At 70.2% G+C, this 19,230-nt stretch carries 18 protein-coding genes; 8 read left to right on the forward strand and 10 right to left on the reverse strand.

Annotated elements, in window-relative coordinates; genetic code table 11:
• Position 1 precedes the first annotated feature (1 nt).
• From ACGHC0_RS11835 to ACGHC0_RS11850, 4 genes are all read left to right on the forward strand, one after another.
• Positions 2 to 853 carry a class I SAM-dependent methyltransferase gene (locus ACGHC0_RS11835; protein ID WP_415268298.1) on the forward strand — a complete coding sequence of 284 codons (852 nt, stop codon included), beginning with the start codon at positions 2 to 4 and terminating at the stop codon, positions 851 to 853.
• A gap of 121 nt (positions 854 to 974) precedes the next feature.
• Positions 975 to 3,185, forward strand: coding sequence for a TOMM precursor leader peptide-binding protein (locus ACGHC0_RS11840; protein WP_415268299.1), 2,211 nt, complete (start codon positions 975 to 977; stop codon positions 3,183 to 3,185).
• Positions 3,186 to 3,249: 64 nt separating this feature from the next.
• Positions 3,250 to 4,173 (forward strand): FHA domain-containing protein, encoded by a 924-nt coding sequence (locus ACGHC0_RS11845; RefSeq protein WP_415268300.1) that lies wholly within the window; start codon positions 3,250 to 3,252, stop codon positions 4,171 to 4,173.
• Between the two features lie 311 nt (positions 4,174 to 4,484).
• Positions 4,485 to 4,823 (forward strand): hypothetical protein, encoded by a 339-nt coding sequence (locus ACGHC0_RS11850; protein WP_368355389.1) that lies wholly within the window; start codon positions 4,485 to 4,487, stop codon positions 4,821 to 4,823.
• A 157-nt stretch (positions 4,824 to 4,980) separates the two neighbouring features.
• Here the strand turns inward: ACGHC0_RS11850 and ACGHC0_RS11855 are convergent, their stop codons facing one another.
• The 7 genes from ACGHC0_RS11855 to ACGHC0_RS11885 form a co-directional block, all read right to left on the reverse strand.
• Complete coding sequence (locus tag ACGHC0_RS11855) at positions 4,981 to 6,045, reverse strand: NAD(P)/FAD-dependent oxidoreductase (protein ID WP_415268301.1); 1,065 nt, start codon at positions 6,043 to 6,045, stop codon at positions 4,981 to 4,983.
• A gap of 115 nt (positions 6,046 to 6,160) precedes the next feature.
• The gene (fdxA, locus tag ACGHC0_RS11860; protein WP_011796133.1) at positions 6,161 to 6,484 is read right to left on the reverse strand and encodes a ferredoxin FdxA; all 324 of its coding nucleotides are present in this window, start codon (positions 6,482 to 6,484) and stop codon (positions 6,161 to 6,163) included.
• A gap of 63 nt (positions 6,485 to 6,547) precedes the next feature.
• The gene (locus ACGHC0_RS11865) at positions 6,548 to 7,906 is read right to left on the reverse strand and encodes a sulfate adenylyltransferase subunit 1 (RefSeq protein ID WP_368355391.1); all 1,359 of its coding nucleotides are present in this window, start codon (positions 7,904 to 7,906) and stop codon (positions 6,548 to 6,550) included.
• Positions 7,906 to 8,838, reverse strand: coding sequence for a sulfate adenylyltransferase subunit CysD (gene cysD / locus ACGHC0_RS11870; protein WP_368355392.1), 933 nt, complete (start codon positions 8,836 to 8,838; stop codon positions 7,906 to 7,908). Before cysD ends, ACGHC0_RS11865 begins: the two co-directional genes overlap by 1 nt.
• A gap of 44 nt (positions 8,839 to 8,882) precedes the next feature.
• Complete coding sequence (locus ACGHC0_RS11875) at positions 8,883 to 9,263, reverse strand: DUF934 domain-containing protein (protein ID WP_011796130.1); 381 nt, start codon at positions 9,261 to 9,263, stop codon at positions 8,883 to 8,885.
• Positions 9,264 to 9,295: 32 nt separating this feature from the next.
• The gene (locus tag ACGHC0_RS11880) at positions 9,296 to 11,146 is read right to left on the reverse strand and encodes a nitrite/sulfite reductase (protein WP_368355393.1); all 1,851 of its coding nucleotides are present in this window, start codon (positions 11,144 to 11,146) and stop codon (positions 9,296 to 9,298) included.
• 26 nt (positions 11,147 to 11,172) lie between these two features.
• On the reverse strand, positions 11,173 to 11,976 hold the full coding sequence (locus ACGHC0_RS11885) for a sulfite exporter TauE/SafE family protein (protein ID WP_288534502.1): 804 nt from the start codon (positions 11,974 to 11,976) through the stop codon (positions 11,173 to 11,175).
• A 396-nt stretch (positions 11,977 to 12,372) separates the two neighbouring features.
• Here ACGHC0_RS11885 and ACGHC0_RS11890 point away from each other — a divergent pair, with 396 nt between their 5' ends.
• Positions 12,373 to 13,008, forward strand: a complete 636-nt coding sequence (locus ACGHC0_RS11890) for an AvrPphF family type III effector (protein WP_368355395.1) — start codon at positions 12,373 to 12,375, stop codon at positions 13,006 to 13,008.
• A 220-nt stretch (positions 13,009 to 13,228) separates the two neighbouring features.
• Complete coding sequence (locus ACGHC0_RS11895) at positions 13,229 to 14,473, forward strand: MFS transporter (protein ID WP_368355396.1); 1,245 nt, start codon at positions 13,229 to 13,231, stop codon at positions 14,471 to 14,473.
• 37 nt (positions 14,474 to 14,510) lie between these two features.
• Here ACGHC0_RS11895 and ACGHC0_RS11900 read toward each other — a convergent pair whose 3' ends face one another.
• The 3 genes from ACGHC0_RS11900 to ACGHC0_RS11910 all read right to left on the reverse strand — a co-directional run bounded on the left by ACGHC0_RS11900 (position 14,511) and on the right by ACGHC0_RS11910 (position 17,356).
• The gene (locus tag ACGHC0_RS11900; protein ID WP_415268302.1) at positions 14,511 to 15,023 is read right to left on the reverse strand and encodes a GNAT family N-acetyltransferase; all 513 of its coding nucleotides are present in this window, start codon (positions 15,021 to 15,023) and stop codon (positions 14,511 to 14,513) included.
• Positions 15,024 to 15,044: 21 nt separating this feature from the next.
• On the reverse strand, positions 15,045 to 16,952 hold the full coding sequence (mnmC, locus tag ACGHC0_RS11905) for an FAD-dependent 5-carboxymethylaminomethyl-2-thiouridine(34) oxidoreductase MnmC (protein WP_415268303.1): 1,908 nt from the start codon (positions 16,950 to 16,952) through the stop codon (positions 15,045 to 15,047).
• 131 nt (positions 16,953 to 17,083) lie between these two features.
• Positions 17,084 to 17,356: an oxidative damage protection protein gene (locus ACGHC0_RS11910; protein ID WP_013594657.1), complete on the reverse strand. Its 273-nt coding sequence runs from the start codon at positions 17,354 to 17,356 to the stop codon at positions 17,084 to 17,086.
• 207 nt (positions 17,357 to 17,563) lie between these two features.
• Here ACGHC0_RS11910 and ACGHC0_RS11915 point away from each other — a divergent pair, with 207 nt between their 5' ends.
• Both ACGHC0_RS11915 and ssuE read left to right on the forward strand, forming a co-directional pair.
• Positions 17,564 to 18,586, forward strand: coding sequence for a sulfate ABC transporter substrate-binding protein (locus tag ACGHC0_RS11915; protein ID WP_128098372.1), 1,023 nt, complete (start codon positions 17,564 to 17,566; stop codon positions 18,584 to 18,586).
• A gap of 52 nt (positions 18,587 to 18,638) precedes the next feature.
• Positions 18,639 to 19,226: an NADPH-dependent FMN reductase gene (ssuE, locus tag ACGHC0_RS11920; protein WP_368355400.1), complete on the forward strand. Its 588-nt coding sequence runs from the start codon at positions 18,639 to 18,641 to the stop codon at positions 19,224 to 19,226.
• Positions 19,227 to 19,230: the final 4 nt, after the last annotated feature.

Consider the following 19,230-nt stretch of genomic DNA (forward strand, 5'->3'; position numbering starts at 1 on the left):
CGTGCCACCTGAAGGGGCGGCCGGCCTCGCCGGGGCCTGGGAGGCCCTGCGGGGCAGTTCCGCCACCCTGGCGCTCACCCTGAGCGCACGGGCCTCCCCGCTGGCACGCGAGGCCGACGCCGGATGGCTGGATCCGTGGGCCGCGCCGCTGCTGGCGCAGTGCCCCTGGGACCTGCGCCGCGCAGCAGACGACGCCGCGCTGGTGCGGGCCGTGGTGGTGCGCAGCCTGGTCTTCGACCGCCTGGTGCGGCAGGCCTGTGCCGAACGGTCCGTCCACGCCGTGGCCAGCCTGGGCGTGGGGCTCTGCACCCGGCAGGGCCGGCTGGCGCCGTCCTTGCCCGGTGTCGGGTGGATCGATGCGGACCTGCCGGAAGTCATCGCCCTGCGGCGCCTGCTCCTGCCTTCGGTCGCGGCGGACCCGGGCCGGCAGGTAGCCAGCGCCCTGCAGGACAGTGCGTGGCTGGACGCCATGCCCTGGCAGGAGGGCCGGCATTTCATCGTGCTCCTCGAAGGCGTGGCGCCCTATGTGCCACCGTCGGACATCCGGCACCTGCTGGAGCGGCTGGCGGTACGTGTGCGCCGCGAAAGCTGCGGCTGCCGCGTGGTGCTGGATTACCTGCATCCGGATTTCGTCCCGATCGCCGCCTGGCAGGCAGGCCCCGCCATGCTGCCGGTGGTCAGCGGCTTCCGCGATGCCGCTGCGCTGGTGGAAGGAGACACCGGCTTCCATGTGCTCCAGGAATGCCAGCCCTTCGGCCTGTTTTCCGAAGCGCACCGCCGGTTCGAGGACGAATTCCGCGGGCGCCATGGCCACGTGCCCTATGCCGTGGCCTGCCTGGAGCAAGGCCCCTGATCCGTGCCCTGGCTGCGGTCCCTGCGCAGTGCGCGATACGGGCTCCATGCCCTCGCGCCCCTGATGCCTTGCCTGGTGCCGTCCGTGCGCCAGCCACACTCCCGATACTTCCTGGATGCCCATGGATTGGTTTCATGCCGTGCCTTGCTGGCACCCCCGCTTCCGCGCGGTAGCGCGCCCTGCGGCCCTGTCCGCCTCCGGCCCCGGCCTCGGCCCCGGCACGATCCTGGTCGAGGAGGCCGGCGCATTCCTGCTGCCCTTTGCGGAATCGGCCATCCTCGCGCAACTGGTGGGCGATGCGCTCACGCCTGCGGACTGGTGCGCGGCCGGTGGCGATATGCTCCACCTGCCCGGCCTGCTGTCGGCGATGGAGGCGCTGGCACGCCGTGGCGATCTCGTCGCGCGCGGCGCGACTCCCGGCGGCTGGGCCGTTCCCCGCGTGGATGCCGTGCCGGTGCGCGAAGAGGGCGATGCCGGCAGCGTGACCTGGCTGGCGGAGCCCGGTGGACTGCCGGCCTGGAGCGCCGCGGTGGATGCGGCCGGTGGAGGGGCCATGGCGGGGGTGGACCTCGTGCTGTGCGATGACTACTTCGATCCCCGGCTGGCGGGGGAATGGGACCGTGCGCTCCAGGCGGGCCGGTCGCGCTGGTGGATGCCGGTACGGCTGGGCGGCGCGCAGTCCATCGCCGGCCCCCTGCTGCGTCCAGGCGGGCCCGGGCCGTGCTGGCACTGCTTCCTGCACCGCCTGCGGCGCAACAGCCCGGGGCGCACCTGGCTGGAGCGGGAGGTTCCGGGCTCGCACGGGCTGGTGCCCCTGTTCAGTGACCCGGCGGGCCGGGCGCCGCGCTGGCGCCAGGCGCAGGAAGCCGTGCGTCGCCTGCTGGCCGATGCCGGGCCCGGGCGGTTCGCCGTGCTCGGCGGTTCCGGGACGCCGGGCGGCGGCAACGACGATACGGGGCCGTGGCAGGCGGTGCCGCGGCGGCCCCAGTGCCCGCAGTGCGGGGACGCCGGATGGATGGCGCGGCAGGCCCGGCAGCCCGTGCAGCTGCGCGATGTGCATGCCTTGCCGGGCGCGCGGGGCGGTTCCCGCACGGTGCCCCCGGAAACCACGGTCCAGGCCGTGCAGCCCTCGGTCGGCGCGTGGGCCGGCGTGGTGACGGAGTGCTCGCCGCTGCCCCTGCCGGAAGCCGGCGCCATCACGGTCTATCGCAGTGCCTTCCATCCGGCCGGTCCGCAGGAAGGCGGCCCGGTGGCAGCGCGCTGGTGCCTCGGCAAGGGCATGACCGCCGCCCAGGCGCAGGCGAGCGCGCTGTGCGAGGCGGTGGAGCGCTACGCCGCAGGCTTCCAGGGCGACGAAGCCTGGACCGAGGCGCGTGAGGACGCGCTACCCGCTCCGGCCTTCGGGCCGCGCGCGCTGATCTTCGTGAGCGAGCGGCAGCGAGCGCGGGGCGGGCCGGGGGACGACCGGGTCCTGCGCACCCACGTCCATCCTTCCGGGGCACCGCTGGCCTGGACCCCCGCCTGGTCCCTCACGCGCGAGGCACCGTGCTTTCTGCCACTCGCCCACTGCTATGCGGGCGTTCCGGAACACTGGTCCCGCTACGGCGAGTGGAATTCGAACGGCTGCGCTGCCGGCAACGGCGTCGAGGAGGCCGTCCTGCAGGGACTGCTGGAGGTGGTCGAGCGCGACGCCACGGCGATCTGGTGGTACAACGAACTGGCCATGCCTGCGCTCGACCTTGGTCGTGCCGACCCGGATCATCTCCGCCGCGTGCGCTCCACCCTCGGCAGCGGCTGGAGCTTCTGGGCGCTGGACCTGACCCACGATCTCGGCATTCCGGTGGTGGCCGCCGTGGGCCGCCGCGCGGACGGCGACTGGGCGCTGGGTTTCGGGTGCAGCCTGGATGCAGACATGGCCTGCGAGCGGGCCTTGACGGAACTGGTGCAACTGGTGGCGGTGGGCAAGACCCTGCCTGCGCAATGGAACGGTCTGCGCAGGGCATCCCCGCAGTTCCTCCTGCCGGAAGGAGGGGATAATCGCGCCATCGCGTCCTTCGTCCGCGCCCGCGCGGCAACGGATGGACGCGGCGGTATCCGTGCGGACATCGCGGCCTGCGTGGAGGCGGCCCGGAGGTGCGGCCTGGAAGTGGTGGTGCACGATTACTCGCGCCCGGACCTTCCGCTGCGCACCGTCAAGACCACGCTTCCCGGCGCCTGCCATATCTGGCCGGAGCTCGCGAATCCCCGCCTGTCGCGCGTACCCGTGGCGATGGGATGGCGCGATGCCGCGCGGGATGAGGGCGACCTCAATCCCTGGCCTCTCTACGTCTGACCTGAAAGCGTTCCTGCGGAGCACGATGGCGATTTTGCGCAACCTTTCGAGCGGCCGGAGCATCGTGCTCCGTCCCCTGCATACCTTCGGCCGGCATCCGGATTCGTGCCGGACGGTACTGCAGGAGGCCGATGTGTCCAAGCTCCATGCCATCGTGCGCTGGTCCGGCATGCGCTGGGAGGTCGCCGACCAGAGCCGCAACGGCACCCTGCTGGACAACGTCCGGCTACAGCCCGCGCACTGGCATGGCCTGGCGGAGGGCTCCGAAATCCGTTTCGGCGCTTCCGTCGGTGCCGTCTGGACCCTGGTCGATGCATCGCCGCCCAGGACCGGCCTCTGGCCGCTCGGCGGCGAGCCCGTGCTGCGCGTGCTGGACATCCAGGAAAACCTGCTGCCCCATGCCTCCGAGGCCGAATCCAACGTGTTCCAGTCCGAAGGACGCTGGTGGTGGGACCGCATGGACCAGGTGCAGCCGCTGCTGGACGGCCACATTGTCCAGGCGGGCGGCCAGCGCTGGGAGTTCGTGCTCTGCGAGGACCTGGGCGCCACGCAGGATGTGCCGCGCATGCCGTCCGCCGCGGCGCTGCCGGCTCCGCTGTTCGATTTCGACGTGAGCCAGGACGAGGAGCATGTCTGCCTCGACATCCAGCTGGGCGGCCAGTCGCTGTCCCTGGGCGAGCGCATCCACCACTACACCCTGCTCACGCTCGCCCGCCAGCGCCTGCAGGATGCCGGGCGGGACGTTCCCATGGCGAGCCAGGGCTGGCTCGCCATCGACGCCCTGGCGCGCATGCTGGGGGTGGATGTGCCGTACCTGAACATCCAGCTGTTCCGGGCGCGGCGGCAAGTCCAGAACACCCTGGGCGCAGTGGGCGACACGGTGTCCGTGGTGGAGCGGCGCCGCGGGGAAGTGCGGTTCGGCGACTATGCCTTCCGCATCCGCAAGGGGGGGCGCCTCGAAGGCGAACGGCCCGGAGCCCGGCCCTGACCCGGCGATCTTGTAATCGCATGTAATGGGTCGTTGCACGACTTTTCTCTAGATTACGGTCATCGCGCTGCAATAGCAGTCGCTACAAGAACCACCGTCATCAGAGAGGGAAGACCCGGCTGGTCACCGGCCAGGGTCGCCAATCCTTCGAGAGAACCGTCATGCAGCAACCGCAAAGCCACCGGCAGATCGATGGAGTCCCTCAAGGGACTTCCGCCCACGGCGCGGGCCGGCCCTGCCACCTCCGGGCAGCGTGGACGGGGCAGCGTGCCGGCCGGGCGGGTACCTGAGCAGGGCCAGGGAGTCGGCACATGCGATGCATCACCCTCTCTTCCGGCGTGCAGGCCTCTTCCAGGCGCGCAGCGGCGGGTGCCGTGTGGCAGCCGCGGACCCTGTGGGAGTCCTACTACCAGCACGTGATGGGCTCGGCACCCGAACAAGGCCATCTGTCCGCCTTCTGGCGGCACTACCACGGCAGCTGCGCCGAAATGTGCGTGCACGGGCAGGACCTGCTGCGCTGGAGCAGCGAGTGCGACGGCGTGCTGCGCCGCCTGCCTTATACGCCGCTGAGCGACTTCCTTCGGGAGCTCAAGGCGCTTTGCACGCATGCGCACCGCGTGGGCGCGGCCGTGCAGGTGATTGCAGATTGAAACCACGAGAACATGGCCGCCACGGCCAGGGAGGAGAAGCGAGTCCGTCGCGATAACAACAAGAGAGAGAGAAGACGCGCCACTTCTGGGAGGGAGACGGCGCGGGGCGAAGGCCCCTGGCAGCGGTGCCAGGGGCCTTCGTCTTTCCTGCAGTGCGTCAGCCCGCGACGCCCAGGCGTTCCCTGAGCCGGGTGCTGGTGGTCGTGTACTGCAGGGCGACCGGCGCACCGGCGAGGTGCTCGGCCGCGGCGAAGGCGGCCAGCGTGGCCTCGTGGAAGCCGCAGAGGATGAGCTTGCGCTTGCCTGGATAGGTGTTGATGTCGCCGACGGCGTAGAGGCCTGCCGCCCCGGCCGAGAAGGTGGCCGTGTCCACTTTCACCTGCTTGCGCTCCAGCGCCAGCCCCCAGTCGGCGACGGGGCCCAGGCGCGGCGAAACGCCCAGGCACAGCAGGAGCGTATCCAGGGGCAGGGCGTGCTCCGAGCCGTCGGACGCGAGGAGGCGCACGGCCACGAGCCGGTCCTCCGCCTGCGGTGGCTGCGGTTGCGTGGTTTCGATGCCCGTGGCCTGGGCGGCCAGCACCTGGATGCGGCCGCTGTCGCGCAGTGCCTGCAGCCGGGCCAGGTCCTGCGGAGCCGCCTGGAAGGCGTCGCGGCGATGTACCAGGGTGACGCCCGCGGCGGCCTCGGGCCCGGGCTCCGCGCAGGCGATGGCGCGTGCGACGGCCGTTTCCTCGCCTCCCAGGACGACCACCTGCCGGCCACGGGTGGGCGCGGGCTCTTCGTGGTGGAACACCTGCGTGCCGTGAAAGCGTTCGATGCCATCGATCTTGAGCGTGCGCGGAACGAAGGCCCCCACGCCGGCAGCGATGAACACGGTGCGTGCATGCAACGTGGTGCCGGCATCGGTGGCGAGCAGGAAGCCGCCGTCGGGGGCGGGCTGCAGCGTCTCGACGCGCTGGGAGAGGTGCAGCTGCGGGGAGAACGGCGCGATCTGCCGGGCCAGCAATGCCACCAGCTCGCGGCCGGTGCACACCGGCACGCCTGGAATGTCGTAGATGGGTTTGTCGGCGTAGAGCTCGGCGCACTGGCCGCCGACGTGGGGCAGTGCGTCCACCACATGCGCGGCGATGCCCTGCAGGCCGAGCTGGAAGACCTGGAAGAGCCCCACGGGGCCCGCGCCGATGACGACCGCATCGGCTTCGACGGGGCGAGCGTTTTCCATCACGGACGCAGCGCAAGGGCCGCCCCGCCGCGCTGGCGCCGCCCCCCTTCCGGCCAGCGAGGCGCAGCCAGAGAAGGGGGGAGCGGCGCAGCCGCCCGGGGGGATGTATCCATGTTCAGCGGATGAGGTCGGCGATCTTGCCGGGCTTGCCGTTCCACTCGTCGGCGTCGGGCAGCGAGGCCTTGCGCTTGGTGATGCTCTTCCATTGCGGGGCGAGCTCGGCGTTGAGCTTGATGAAGGCCTGCTGGTCTGCGGGCAGGTCTTCCTCGGCGTAGATCGCGTTGGCCGGGCACTCGGGAATGCACACGGCGCAGTCGATGCACTCGTCGGGGTCGATCACGAGGAAATTCGGGCCTTCGCGGAAGCAGTCCACGGGGCACACGTCCACGCAATCGGTGTACTTGCACTTGATGCAGTTTTCGGAGACGACGTGAGTCATGAGAGGCAGTCTTTGGGTCGGGGGTAACCCGCAATTTTAGGGCGGTTCGGGTCCGAGGCGGTTTCAGTTCACCAGCACGGCCGCTGCGGTGCGGTGGCTCGCGGTGTCCACGAGGATCAGCGAGCCCAGCACGCGGGCCTGGCCGAACGGCGCGGCGGGCAGGGCCTCCTGCAGCAGCAGGTCCACATGTCCGATGGCGTTGGGCTCCAGCTGCGCGGCCTCTTCCTCGGCCAGCGTGTGGATGTTCAGGCGGTGCACCACGCGCTGCGCCTTGGCCTTGACCCAGCGGTGGCCATGCAGCGCCCAGTACACGCGTCCGGCCACCAGGGGCTCGTCGTCCATCCAGGCCACGGTGGCGCGGATCTCGCGGCGCGCCGGCCAGGCGGGCACCGGCGCCGGGGTGTCGAAATCGTCCGCGGCGGCTGCCGCCGCCGGTGTGGGCGCTGCCAGGATCCAGTCGCCGCGCGAGACGTCCACCTCGCGGTCGAGGATGATGCCCGCGCTGGTGCCGGCCTGCACGGTGTGCGGCCGGCGGGCGTGGTCGAGCACCTGCGCCACGCGGGCGAGCTGGCCGCTCGGGAACACCTGCACTTCCGTGCCGGGCGCGACCTGGCCCGCGGCGACGCGGCCCCAGAACACGCGGCGGCCCTGCGTGGTGTCCGCCGAGGACGAGAATTTCTCCACCCACTGCACCGGGAAGGCCAGTGCCAGCCCGGTGTCTGCGGGCGTGTGGGGCAACTGTTCCAGGATCTGCAGCAGGCTCGGGCCTTCGTAGCCGCACCAGCCGGGCTGCGCATCGACCACGTTCCAGCCCTTGAGCGCGGACACGGGCACGGTGGCGCGCACGGCGATGCCGGCCGTCCGGGCGAAGGCTTCCAGCGCCGCCCGGATGTGGCGCCAGGCGAGGGCGGGGTCGTCCACCGCGTCGAGCTTGTTCACGGCGAACACCAGGGAATGCACGCGCAGCAGGTGTACCAGCAGGGAGTGGCGGCGCGTCTGCGGCAGCAGGGCGAGTTGCGGGTCGCGCCAGTCGAGCTTGGTGGCATCGACCAGCACCACGGCCGCGTCGGCGCTGGAGGCGGCCGTGACCATGTTGCGGGTGTACTGCTCGTGGCCCGGCGCATCGCCGATGATGAACTTGCGCGTCTCGGTCGCGAAGTAGCGGTAGGCCACGTCGATGGTGATGCCCTGCTCGCGTTCGGCCGAGAGACCGTCGGTGAGCAGCGCCAGGTCGGTCTCGCCGCCGCGCGTCACGCCGGCCAGGTGGTCCTGCAGCACGGCGCGGCTGTCCACCAGCAGGCGCCCGATCAGCGTGCTCTTGCCGTCGTCCACGCTGCCGCAGGTGATGAAGCGGAGCGCTGACTGGTGATCGTTCTGGCCTGCTGCGTCTGCGCTGGCAGCTATCGAATTCATGGTCGTCATCAGAAATATCCGTCTTTCTTGCGCTTTTCCATGGAGGCGTCGGACGTCTTGTCGTCCATGCGGGTGGCGCCGCGCTCGCTCACGTCGGCGGCCAGCGTCTCGATCACGATATCCGCCGCCGTCGCGGCGTCGCTGGCCACGGGGCAGGTGCAGGTGATGTCGCCCACGGTGCGGAAGCGCACCTCGCGCGTCACCACTTCCTCGCCCTCGCGGGGCGGCGTGAGGTCGGTCACCGGCACGAGCAGGCCCTTGCGCTCGACCACGGCGCGCTGGTGCGCGTAGTAGAGCGAGGGCAGGGCGATCTGCTCGCGGTCGATGTACTGCCACACGTCGAGTTCGGTCCAGTTGCTGATGGGGAACACGCGGAAGTGCTCGCCCGGGGCCAGGCGCGTGTTGAACAGCGTCCACAGCTCGGGCCGCTGCGCCTTGGGCTGCCACTGGCCGAAGCTGTCGCGGTGGCTGAAGATGCGTTCCTTGGCGCGGGCCTTTTCCTCGTCGCGCCGCGCGCCGCCGATCAGCGCGTCGAAGCGGAATTCCTCGATGGCCTCCAGCAGCGTCACCGACTGGTGCACGTTGCGGCTCTCGCCCGGGTGCGCCAGTCGCACGGTGCCGCGCGCCATCGAATCCTCCACGCTGCGCACGATCAGCTCGGCGCCCAGTTCCTTCGCGCGGAAGTCGCGGAAATCCGTGACTTCGGGGAAGTTGTGGCCGGTGTCGATCATCAGCAGCGGGTAGGGGATGCGGCCCGCGCCGAAGGCCTTCTCGGCGCACTTGAGCATCACCAGCGAATCCTTGCCGCCCGAGAAAAGCAGGGCGGGGCGTTCGAAGGCTGCGGCCACCTCGCGCAGGATGAAGATGGTTTCTTCCTCCAGCGCGTCGAGATGGCGGTTGCTGAGCTGGTTCAGCACATGGGGTTCGGTGCGGGCGTTCATGCGTCGGCTCGTGGAAGCTCGTGGAAAAAGGGGCGGCGGCCGCGTCAGGCGGCGTCCCGGAAGTGGGGCAGGGGGTGCGCCGCGTCGCCCTGGTAGAAGGCGTGGAAGCGGTCGAACTGGCGCTGCGCATCGGCCAGGTCCACGCCTTCGCGCAGCACGGCCACGTCGAAGCCGCAGCGCGCCATCTGCACGAGCTGGTCGATCAGCACGTCGCCCGTGGCGCGGATCTCGCCGCGGAACCCGCGCCGCTGGCGCAGCAGGCGGGCCTGGCTGAAGGCCCGGCCGTCGGTGAACTTGGGGAAATGCAGGTCGATGCGCTCGATGCCCGCCAGGTCCTGCACGAGCGGATCGGCGTCGTTGGGCATGGCCAGCACGTGGTGCCCCGGCTCGGTGGCGGCCGGATCGTGGGCGGCGATGATTTTCATGGTGTCTCTCGTGGGAATGCGGTGCTCGGGGCTCAGGCGGCCACGCTCTCGGCGGGGTGGCGGGCGGCGTTGGCGGCGGCCTTGAAGGGCTCGATGCCGACGCGGCGCACGGTATCGATGAAGTGCTCGTGCTTCTGGCCCCGGGCACTGCCGGCGGCCTCGGGCGACAGCGGCTGTCGCTGGTCGCGGTAGGTGGCCAGCAGCGCCTCGATCACGCCGGGCACCTCGGCCGCGCTGAAGGACGGCCCGATGATCTTGCCGGGCACGGCCGGGCCCGACAGGTCGGTGCCGTCGGCGCCGCCGAGCGTGATCTGGTACCACTCCTTGCCGTCCTTGTCCACGCCCAGGATGCCGATGTGGCCGCTGTGGTGGTGGCCGCAGGAGTTGATGCAGCCGCTGATGTGCAGGTCGATCTCGCCCAGGTCCCACAGCTCGTCCAGGTCCTGGTAGCGCTCGGTGATGGCTTCGGCGATCGGCAGCGAGCGCGCGTTGGCGAGCGAGCAGAAGTCGCCGCCGGGGCAGGCGATCATGTCGGTCAGCAGGCCGATGTTGGGCTGCGCCAGGCCCAGCGCACGCGCTTCCTTGTAGAGCGCGGGCAACTGGTCGGCGCGCACCCACGGCAGCACCAGGTTCTGCTCGTGCGTCACGCGGGCCTCGCCGCAGGAATAGCGGTCGGCCAGGTCGGCGGCCGCGTCCATCTGGTCGGCCGTGGCGTCGCCGGGCGCATGGCCGACGCGCTTGAACGACAGCACCACGGCGCGGAGCAGCGGATGGCGGTGCGGCAGCACGTTGCGCGTGAGCCAGCGGCCGAAGCCCTGGTCGCCTTCGGCGGCCGCGCGCAGCAGCGAGAGCGTCTGGCTCTCGGCGTCCGCGCCGCCCACGTCGGGCACGGGGTCGTGGAAGCAGGCGGCCACGCGGTCGTACTCGGCCTGCGTGATGGTGTGGGGGCCTCCCTCCACCTCGACGATCTGGCGGAATTCCTCTTCCACCTGGTCCACGTAGGTCTCTCCCTCGGACTTCACGAGGATCTTGATGCGCGCCTTCCAGAGGTTGTCGCGGCGGCCGTAGCGGTTGTAGACGCGGATCACCGCCTCCAGGTAGTTCATGAGCTGGTTCCAGGGCAGGAACTCGCGCACCACCGGGCTGATGACCGGCGTGCGGCCCATGCCGCCGCCCACGCGCACCTGGAAGCCCAGCTCGCCGGCCTCGTTCTTCACCAGCTGCAGGCCCACGTCGTACCAGCCGAGCGCGGCGCGGTCTTCGCGGGCGCCGTTGAGCGACACCTTGAACTTGCGCGGCAGGAAGGCGAACTCGGGGTGGAGCGTGCTCCACTGGCGCAGGATCTCGGCGAAGGGCCGCGGATCGGCGATCTCGTCGGCGGCGATGCCGGCCAGTGCGTCGCTGGTGATGTTGCGGATGCAGTTGCCGCTGGTCTGGATGCCGTGCATGTGCACGGAGGCCAGCAGGTCCATCACGTCGGCGCTCTTGTCCAGCGGGATCCAGTTGTATTGCACGTTCGTGCGCGTGGTGAAGTGGCCGTAGCCGTACTTCAGGTGCGTGCCGATGCGACGGCCGTCGGCGAGCGGGATGTCGCCGAGCTTCTCCTGCGTGGCCTGCGCTTCGGCCAGCAGTGCCGGCTCGGGGATGTCGTATTCGCGGGCGATGCGGGCCAGAACGCGCAACTGGCCGCTGGACAGCTCACCGTAGGGCACGGCCACGCGCAGCATGGGCGCATAGCGCTGCACGTACCAGCCGTTCTGCAGGCGCAGCGGCTTGAACTCGTCGCCGGAGAGCTTGCCGGCCTGGAAGCGCTCCAGCTGGTCGCGGTACTGGTCCGCGCGCTGGCGGATGAACTGTTGGTCGAATTCTGTGTATTGGTACATGGTGGGGCTGTGCGCGTGGGGCGCACTCAGATCAGAACCAGTTTGGCGCCCGCCCAGGCGAGCAGCACGGAAAGGGCCGAGCGGATGAACCGCTCCGGCGCGCGGGAGACGAGGCGCGAGCCGAGCCAGATGCCCGGCAGCGAGCCAGCCAGCAATTGTGCGAGAAGTGGCCAATCCACGGAGCCGAGGGTGGCATGGCCCAGCCCCGCCACCAGCGTCAGCGGCACCGCATAGGCGATATCCGCGGCGATCACGCGCGGCAGCGGCAGCAGGGGGAACACCATCAGCAGCACGGTGACGCCGATCGCGCCCGCGCCCACGGATGTGAAGGTGACCAGCGTGCCGATCAGCGCGCCCAGCAGCACGGGCAGGCTCCAGTGGCGGGGGCGGTCGGCCTGTGCGCCTTCGCTCTGGCGGGCGGCGCGTTCGGCGGCCTGGCGGGCCGGGGAGAAGACGAAGGCCTTGTACAGCGTGGCGGCGGCCGTGAGCAGCAGGGCGCCGCCCAGGGTGGTGGTCATGAGGTGCTGCGCCGTGGCGCTGGCCGGGCCGATGGTGCGCAGTGCCCACAGGGCCAGCAGGGCCGAGGGGATGCTGCCCGCGCACAACAGGGCCACCACGCGCCAGGGTACGAGGCGCTGGCGGGCCAGGCTCACCGTGCCGCCCATCTTGGTGAAGGCGGCGAACAGCAGGTCCGTGCCGATGGCCAGGTGGGGCTTGACGCCGAAGAAGAAGATCAGCACGGGCGTCATCAGGGAGCCGCCACCGACCCCGGTGAGGCCGACGATCAGGCCCACCGCGAATCCCGCGAAAACGAACGCCAGGTCATGCATGGGCGTGACTGTAGGGGCTCGCCTTATGGTTTCAAACTATTGTTTGTTCCTGCAGGTATATCGATATATGTATATTGGTTTTCGGGCGCGCTTTGAAGCGGCATTCCTCTATCGCGAGGCTCAGGTTTTCGCAGTGCCTGTCGCCGCTTCGCATGCTTTGGTTAGCCAGGGGCTTGGAGCAGGTACAAGCTGGACCGTTCACCCGTTGGTCGTCAGCGGTAGCCACAGTTGCGGTTCGACTGGGCAACATGTCAAGTCAGCTTTTGATCGAGGAAGAAAATGGGATGCGCAGGATCCAAATCGGTGGCCACACGGTCGTCGCTCAGTGCTTCAGGGTTTGGAGCGGCATATGGATCGAACCAGGAGCAGGAAGCAGGCAGCTCACGATCCGGGGGGATGATCCAGCATGACGTTCTATCACCTCGGGGCGGTCACGCCTCTGGTGCCTCCAGCTCGGCGCTTCGCGCAGCGCTTCCTTCGCCGCCCAGGAACCACCCCTCTGGCATCGGGCTGCAGGATGGGTCGTATGTGCTGAAAAACGGGCGAGTCTTTCCGTCGGTCAACACCCTTCCTCCGGCAGAGCGCGCGGCGTTTCTAAAAAAGCACCACCCGTGCAGTCAGTTGAAACTGAATGATGATTCGTTGCTCTTCCGGGTGACGGATAGGCAGTGGGTCCAGGATGGAACCCTGAGCGGGCATCCCCAGTCGGGCGCCAGGATCAGGAACCATTTCGCTATTGCCGGGAACCCGTACATGCCGGGATCATTCAAGCCTGTGGAAATGGATGCGATGCATTTACCGGATCCTGTCCTGAATGTGATGTTCGGGCCGGACGCCTACGCAGGCGCGATGAATTACGCAACAAGCGACTCTCACGTTCCGGTCATGATGACACTTGGCGCGCTGCGCGCGGCCGGCGGGGGAGAGGTGTTCCTCGACATAAGCGCCCGGTACGGCCAGGACAACGATTCTCGGGCGCTGATCGTCACCCTGCCTGAAGGCGCCAAAGTGCCGGTCACCATTCTGGGTTGAGCAGACATTCGCAAAGCGCGACGCGCGAGAGCGTCGCGGCTTGTTCATCTACCCGGGTACGCAGGCTGTCAGGTCAGGGACTGGCGCTCATGTGACCGCTTGCCCGCACTCGCCAGTGTGGAGCTCCATTCCACCATGCCGGCCGGCGCGGCGCATGGAGTTGGCGTATCGTTGGCGCCGGGCGTCCGCCGCCCTTGCCGCCTGCCGCAGCGCCTTGCCCATGAACGACTCCACACCCCCCGCTTTCCCACCCGCCGCCAGTGCCGGCGCCGATTCCTTTTCCTGGCGCCGGATCGCGCTGCCGGCCTTCGGGCCGTCGCTGCTGTTCGGGGTGGGCGAGGGGGCCATCCTGCCGATCGTGCCGCTGCTGGCCCGGGAGCTGGGCGCATCGGTCTCGATGGCGGCCTTCGTGGTCACGCTGATCGGGCTGGGCTCGCTGCTGAACAATATTCCCGCGTCGTACATCACGATACGCTGGGGCGAGCGCTGGGCGATCGTCGCGGCAGGCCTGTGGAGCGCGATCGGGATGGCGCTGGCCGTGCTGTTGCCGGGCGTCGTGCCGCTGGCGATCGGCTGCTGCATGGTGGGCATGTCCCAGGCCATCTACAACCTGGCCCGCCAGAGCTACCTGACCGAGGCCGTGCCGGCCGCCTACCGCGCCCGGGCCCTGTCCACGCTGGGCGGCGTGATGCGCATCGGCATGTTCATCGGGCCGTTTCTTTCCGCGGCAGCCGTACATGCCTTCGGGCTGAAGGCGGCCTTCGCCGTCGGCATCGCGGGCGTGCTCGCGGCGGCGGCCGTCGGGGCCCGCCTGCCGGACCTCGTGGCCCCGCCGCATCCCGCGGGCGCGCCGGCCCCGGCGCCCGTGGGCCTGGGTTCCATCCTGGCGGACCACCGGCGGGTGTTCCTGACGCTCGGGCTCGGGGTGGCGCTGGTGAGCGCGGTGCGCGCCTCGCGCCAGGCGGTGATCCCGCTGTGGGCGGACCACCTGCTGCTGGCGCCGGCGGTCACTTCGGTGATCTACGGTATCGCCGGGGGCATCGAGATGCTCCTGTTCTACCCGGCCGGGCGGGTGATGGACCTCAAGGGCCGCCGCTGGGTGGCCGTGCCGTCGATGGCGATCATCGGGCTGGCATTGCTCGCGATGCCGTTCACCGGTGGTTTCGTGACGCTGCTGATCGCCGCGACGGCGATCGGTTTCGGCAACGGCATCGGCTCGGGCCTGATCATGACGCTGGGGGCGGACTTCGCGCCGCGCCATGGCCGCCAGTACTTCCTGGCGGTGTGGCGCTTCCTGTCGGACCTGGGCGGCTCCTGCGGGCCGGCGCTGCTGTCGGCGCTGGTGGCCACCGCCTCGCTGGCCGGCGGCATCGCCGTCACCGGGCTGCTGTCGCTCGCGGCGGCGGCCATGCTCGGCGTGTGGATTCCGGCGCGCAAGGCGAAAGCCGCCCCCCACACCCCTTGAGCACCCGGGAGTTACCGCCTGCCTGGCGCCGGGCTGGTCAGTGCCTGGCCGGAATCCGGTAGACCACGGTGTCGTACTTCGTTCCCGGCCGATGGGAGACGGGGACGCCGCCGAGCGACTCGGCGATGCGGCGGCTGGGCGTGTTGGCTTCCGCGACGGGGTAGAGGAATGCGGCGGGGCCGAAGTGCCTTGTACCCCAGGCGAAGACCGCCCCCACGGCCTCGCGTCCATAGGCATGGCCGTGCTCGCCCTCCCGCACCCAGATGCCCAGTTCAGGTTCCGGCTCGGAGGTGCGGTGCAGGCCACACAGCCCGATGAACGCCCGTGTGGAGCGGCTCCGTACCGCGAAAACGAAATCCCGTCCTGCCGCGATGTCATCCAGCCATCTGCGCCAGATGGCTTCGAACGCCGACGTCGAAGGGGGCGGATCGAACGACATGTAGCGTGTCAGCGTCGGGGTGATGCACGGGAATGCCTCGTCGGCATCGGCTGGCGAGAACGGCTTCAGCAGCAGCCGTTGCGATGGGATTTCAAGCTGGCTCCATTGCATGGTCGCGTTTCTCCGAAAGTCCTAGGTCCCTTGAAGGCGCTCGGTGGCGAGCGCCCGCGCCAGGCGCACTTCCACGGGCAGGGGTTCTCCCATCATGCGGGCCGCCAGCAGTTCCCCGCACAGCTGCGACAGCGTGAGCCCGCGCGCGCCCATCGCGGCGCAGACCCAGAGCCCCGGTTGCAGAGCGGCATCGACCGGTCCCACAAAAGGCAGCCGGTCGGGCGCGGTGCAGCGAACGGCCGCCCAGTGGCCGGGCGCGGCGCCCGGGCCGGCGATGGCGGGTGCGAGCCCCCGCGCCAGCGCCGGCAGCAGCTGTTCCAGCTTCGCGGCATTGGCCGCATGGGCGTGCGCCTGGTCCTCGGGCGCGGGGGGCAGGTCCGTCTGGCCGCGCTCGAAGGTCGAACCCATCACCCAGATGGCTTTCCCGGCCATGCCCGCATGCGGCACGAGGTTGCCGTGGCCGTTGACGGGGAAGGGCGGCCAGGCGGCTGCCGGGCTGTCCGCTCGCGTTCCCCAGCTCACCTGGCCCCGCAGTGGATGGATCGGGTAGCGGGCGGGCAGCCACGGGCGGCTCCCGTAGCCGGCAGCCACCACCACGTGGGGCGCTTCGGCGAGCAGCGTGCCGTCGCTGCCATGCGCTTGCCAGTGCGTGGTGCCACCGGGAGCGGCCACGGGTTCCAGCCGTGCCACGGCACTGCGGCCCTGCCAGTGGATGGCAGGGTGCGCCAGCAGCGCGCGCACCAGCCGGGCCGGCCGCAGCCACCCGCCGCGCGCATGCCAGGTGGCGACGGTGGTGCCGGGCAGGCCCGCGGCCTCCAGTGCCGCGGCATCGGCGGGGCGGCTCCATTCGGCGCCCGCCGCGGCATCCCCGGCCCAGGCGGGCGGCAGGCGGTGCCTGCCATCCACCTCGTGCTCCAGCACGCCGCAGGCGCTCCAGTCCTCGCCCTCCACCAGGCCCGATGCCTCCAGGGCCTGCAGCGTGGCCCGCACGCCGCAGCGCGACAGGCGCGAGAGCAGGCTGTCGTCGGGCGACACATGCGGCGCGAACACGCCGGCCGGCAGGCCCGATGCACCGGCCGCGGGTTCCGCGCCCTGGTCCAGCACCCGCACCTGCCAGCCGCGCCGCGCGAGGCTCGCCGCCACCGCGGCGCCCGACAGCCCGCCGCCGATGACCAGCGCGCTCGACGGTCCGTCCGCCACGCGAATGTCGGGCAGCTCCGGCTGCACGGGGCGCGGCTCCCAGGCCGGATCGAACACCGCCTGCAGATTGCTGCGCTTCGGGGGCAGTCCGGGCACCTTCTGCACCCGGAAACCGCACTGCGCGAGTCCTTCGCGCACCGCGCCGGCCACGCTCCAGGTGGCCAGCCGGGTGCCGCGGCGGCAGCAGCGCGCCACGGCCTTGAGCGTGTGCACATCCCACAGCTCCGGGTTCACCTGCGGGCTGAAGCCGTCCAGGTACACCGCATCGGCCACCGGTTGCTGCTGGCGCAGCATCGCCTGCGCATCGCCGATGTAGAGCGTGAGCAGCACCTGGCCGCCCTCGAAGGCGAGCCGGTGCACGCCGGGCAGCAGGCCCCAGTACCGGGCATGCAGGGCGCGGGCCAGGGGTTCCAGCTCGGCATGCCCCTGCATGGAGCGCAGCAGGTCGTCCGCGGAGACGGGAAACGCTTCGCAGGACACGAAATGCAGCATCCGGGGCCGCGCCGGGTCGGCCCGCCAGGCGGCCCAGGTGGCGAGGAAATTCAGCCCGCAGCCGAAGCCGGTCTCCAGCACCCGCCACATCGCCTGGCCGGCCCACGCCTCGGGCAGGCCGCAGCCGCGCAGGAAGACCTCGCGCGCCTGCGCGAGCCCGGTATGGCTGTGGTAGCGGTCGCCGAAGCGCGGATTGAACGGGGTGCCGTCGGGGAGCCAGTCGATGGGTTCGGACATGCGGCGATTGTCGGGGCGCGGCGGGGCCCGGGAGGTTGCGCCGTGTCAGCCGCATGGCGGTAAACGGAGGCGGGGAAAAAAGAAAGCCCGGCGGGGCCGGGCTTGCGGAAACGGTGCGGGCGGGGCGGCCGTCAGGCGCTGGGCGGCACGTAGCCCGCGGCGGCATCCGCGCCGCCGCCGAAGAAGTGCTGCTCCATCTGGCGCGCCAGGTATTGGCGCGCGCGCGCATCGGCGAGGTTCAGGCGGTTTTCGTTCACGAGCATGGTCTGGTGCTTGAGCCAGCCGGCCCAGGCTTCCTTGCTCACGTTCTCGAAGATGCGCTTGCCCAGGTCGCCCGGGTAGGGAGGGAAGTCGAGTCCTTCGGCTTCCTTGCCGAGCTTGATGCACTGGACGGTACGGGGCATGTGGATTTCCTTGTTCTGGCGGAATGGAGAGGGACGAAAAGCGGGAAAAGGGCGCCGTGCGCTCCCGCTTGCGAAGGTTCTACAGATATTTCTGGAATTTAGAACTGAAATTTCAGTAGTTTCAGTTTTGAACGGGGGCTTTCAGAATGCGCTGCATCGGTGCCGTGCTCTACCGCACCGTCCACGGATCTCCCAGGAAAGCCCCTCATGAACCTTCGCCGCCACTTTATCAAGTTTCCCGCCGCAGCCGCCCTGGCTTCGCTCGCCGTGCTGTCCGTGCCGGCCATCGCCCAGCAGCCGGTGCAGCTGCTCAACGTGTCGTACGACCCCACGCGGGAACTGTATGTGGACTACAACCAGGCGTTCGCGAAGTACTGGAAGGGCAAGACCGGGCAGGACGTGCAGGTCAAGCAGTCCCACGGCGGCTCGGGCAAGCAGGCCCGCTCGATCATCGACGGCATCGATGCCGACGTGGCCACGCTGGCCCTGGGCGGCGACATCGATGCGCTGGTGAAGAACGGCGGCCTGGTCAAGCCGGACTGGCAGAAGCGCCTGCCGCACAACTCCGCCCCGTACACCTCCACGATCGTGTTCCTCGTCAAGAAGGGCAATCCGAAGGGCATCAAGGACTGGGACGATCTCGTCAAGCCCGGCGTGCAGGTGATCACCCCCAATCCCAAGACCTCCGGCGGCGCACGCTGGAACTACCTGGCCGCCTGGGAATACGCCAAGCGCAAGTACGGCGGCGATGCGCAGGCGAAGGAATTCGTCGGCAAGCTCTACCGGAACGTGCCGGTGCTCGATACCGGCGCGCGCGGCTCTACCATCACCTTCGTGCAGCGCGGCGTGGGCGACGTGCTCCTGGCCTGGGAGAACGAAGCCTTCCTGGCCCTGAAGGAATTTGGCGCGGAGAAATTCCAGATCGTCGCCCCCTCGCTCTCCATCCTGGCCGAGCCGAGCGTCGCCGTGGTGGACAAGGTCGTGGACAAGAAGGGCACGCGCGCCGTGGCCGAGGAGTATCTGAAGTACCTGTACTCGGATGAAGCCCAGGACATCGCCGGCAAGCATTTCTACCGGCCGACCGCCGAGAAGGCCAAGGCCAAGTACGACGCGCAGTTCCCCAAGCTCACGCTCGTCACCATCGACCAGGCGTTCGGCGGCTGGGGCAAGGCCGACAAGGACCACTTCGCCGACGGCGCGAGCTTCGACCAGATCTACACGAAGAAGTGACCGCGCAGCCGCCGCGCCCCGCCCATCGACCTCTCCACCGCAAGGCCCGCCCATGTCCGTCCTCCTGATCGCCGGAAGCCCTTCGGAGCGCTCGCGTTCCGCCGCCTTGCTCGACGCCACGTCCCTGCGGCTGTCGGTGCGCGGCACGGCGATCCACCGGCTGCACATCCGCGACCTGTCGCCGCAGGCGCTGCTGCTGGCCGATACGGGGCACCGGTCCATCGCCCACGCGGTGGAGCAGGTGGCCGAGGCCCGGGCCCTGGTCGTGGCGACGCCGGTGTACAAGGCCGCCTACAGCGGCGTGCTGAAGGTGTTCCTCGACCTGCTGCCGCAGGAGGCGCTCAGGGGCAAGGCGGTGCTGCCGCTGGCCACCGGCGGCAGCCCGCACCACATGCTGGCGCTCGACTACGCTCTGCGGCCCGTGCTGCAGTCGCTCGGGGCCCGGCACATCCTGCCCGGCGTCTATGCCACGGATGCCCAGGTCGCCCTGACGCCCGAGGGCGCCCACACCCTGGCGCCCGACATTTCCCGCCGGCTGGACGAAGCGCTCGACCTGCTGGTGACCGAGGCGCTGCGCCCGCCGGTGCAGGCGGCGCGCTTTCCGCCGATCCCCTTCGAGCAGGTGCGATGTAGCGTCTGACCGG

The sequence above is a fragment of the Acidovorax sacchari genome (genome assembly GCF_042847045.1).
Lineage (GTDB): Bacteria > Pseudomonadota > Gammaproteobacteria > Burkholderiales > Burkholderiaceae_C > Paracidovorax > Paracidovorax sacchari.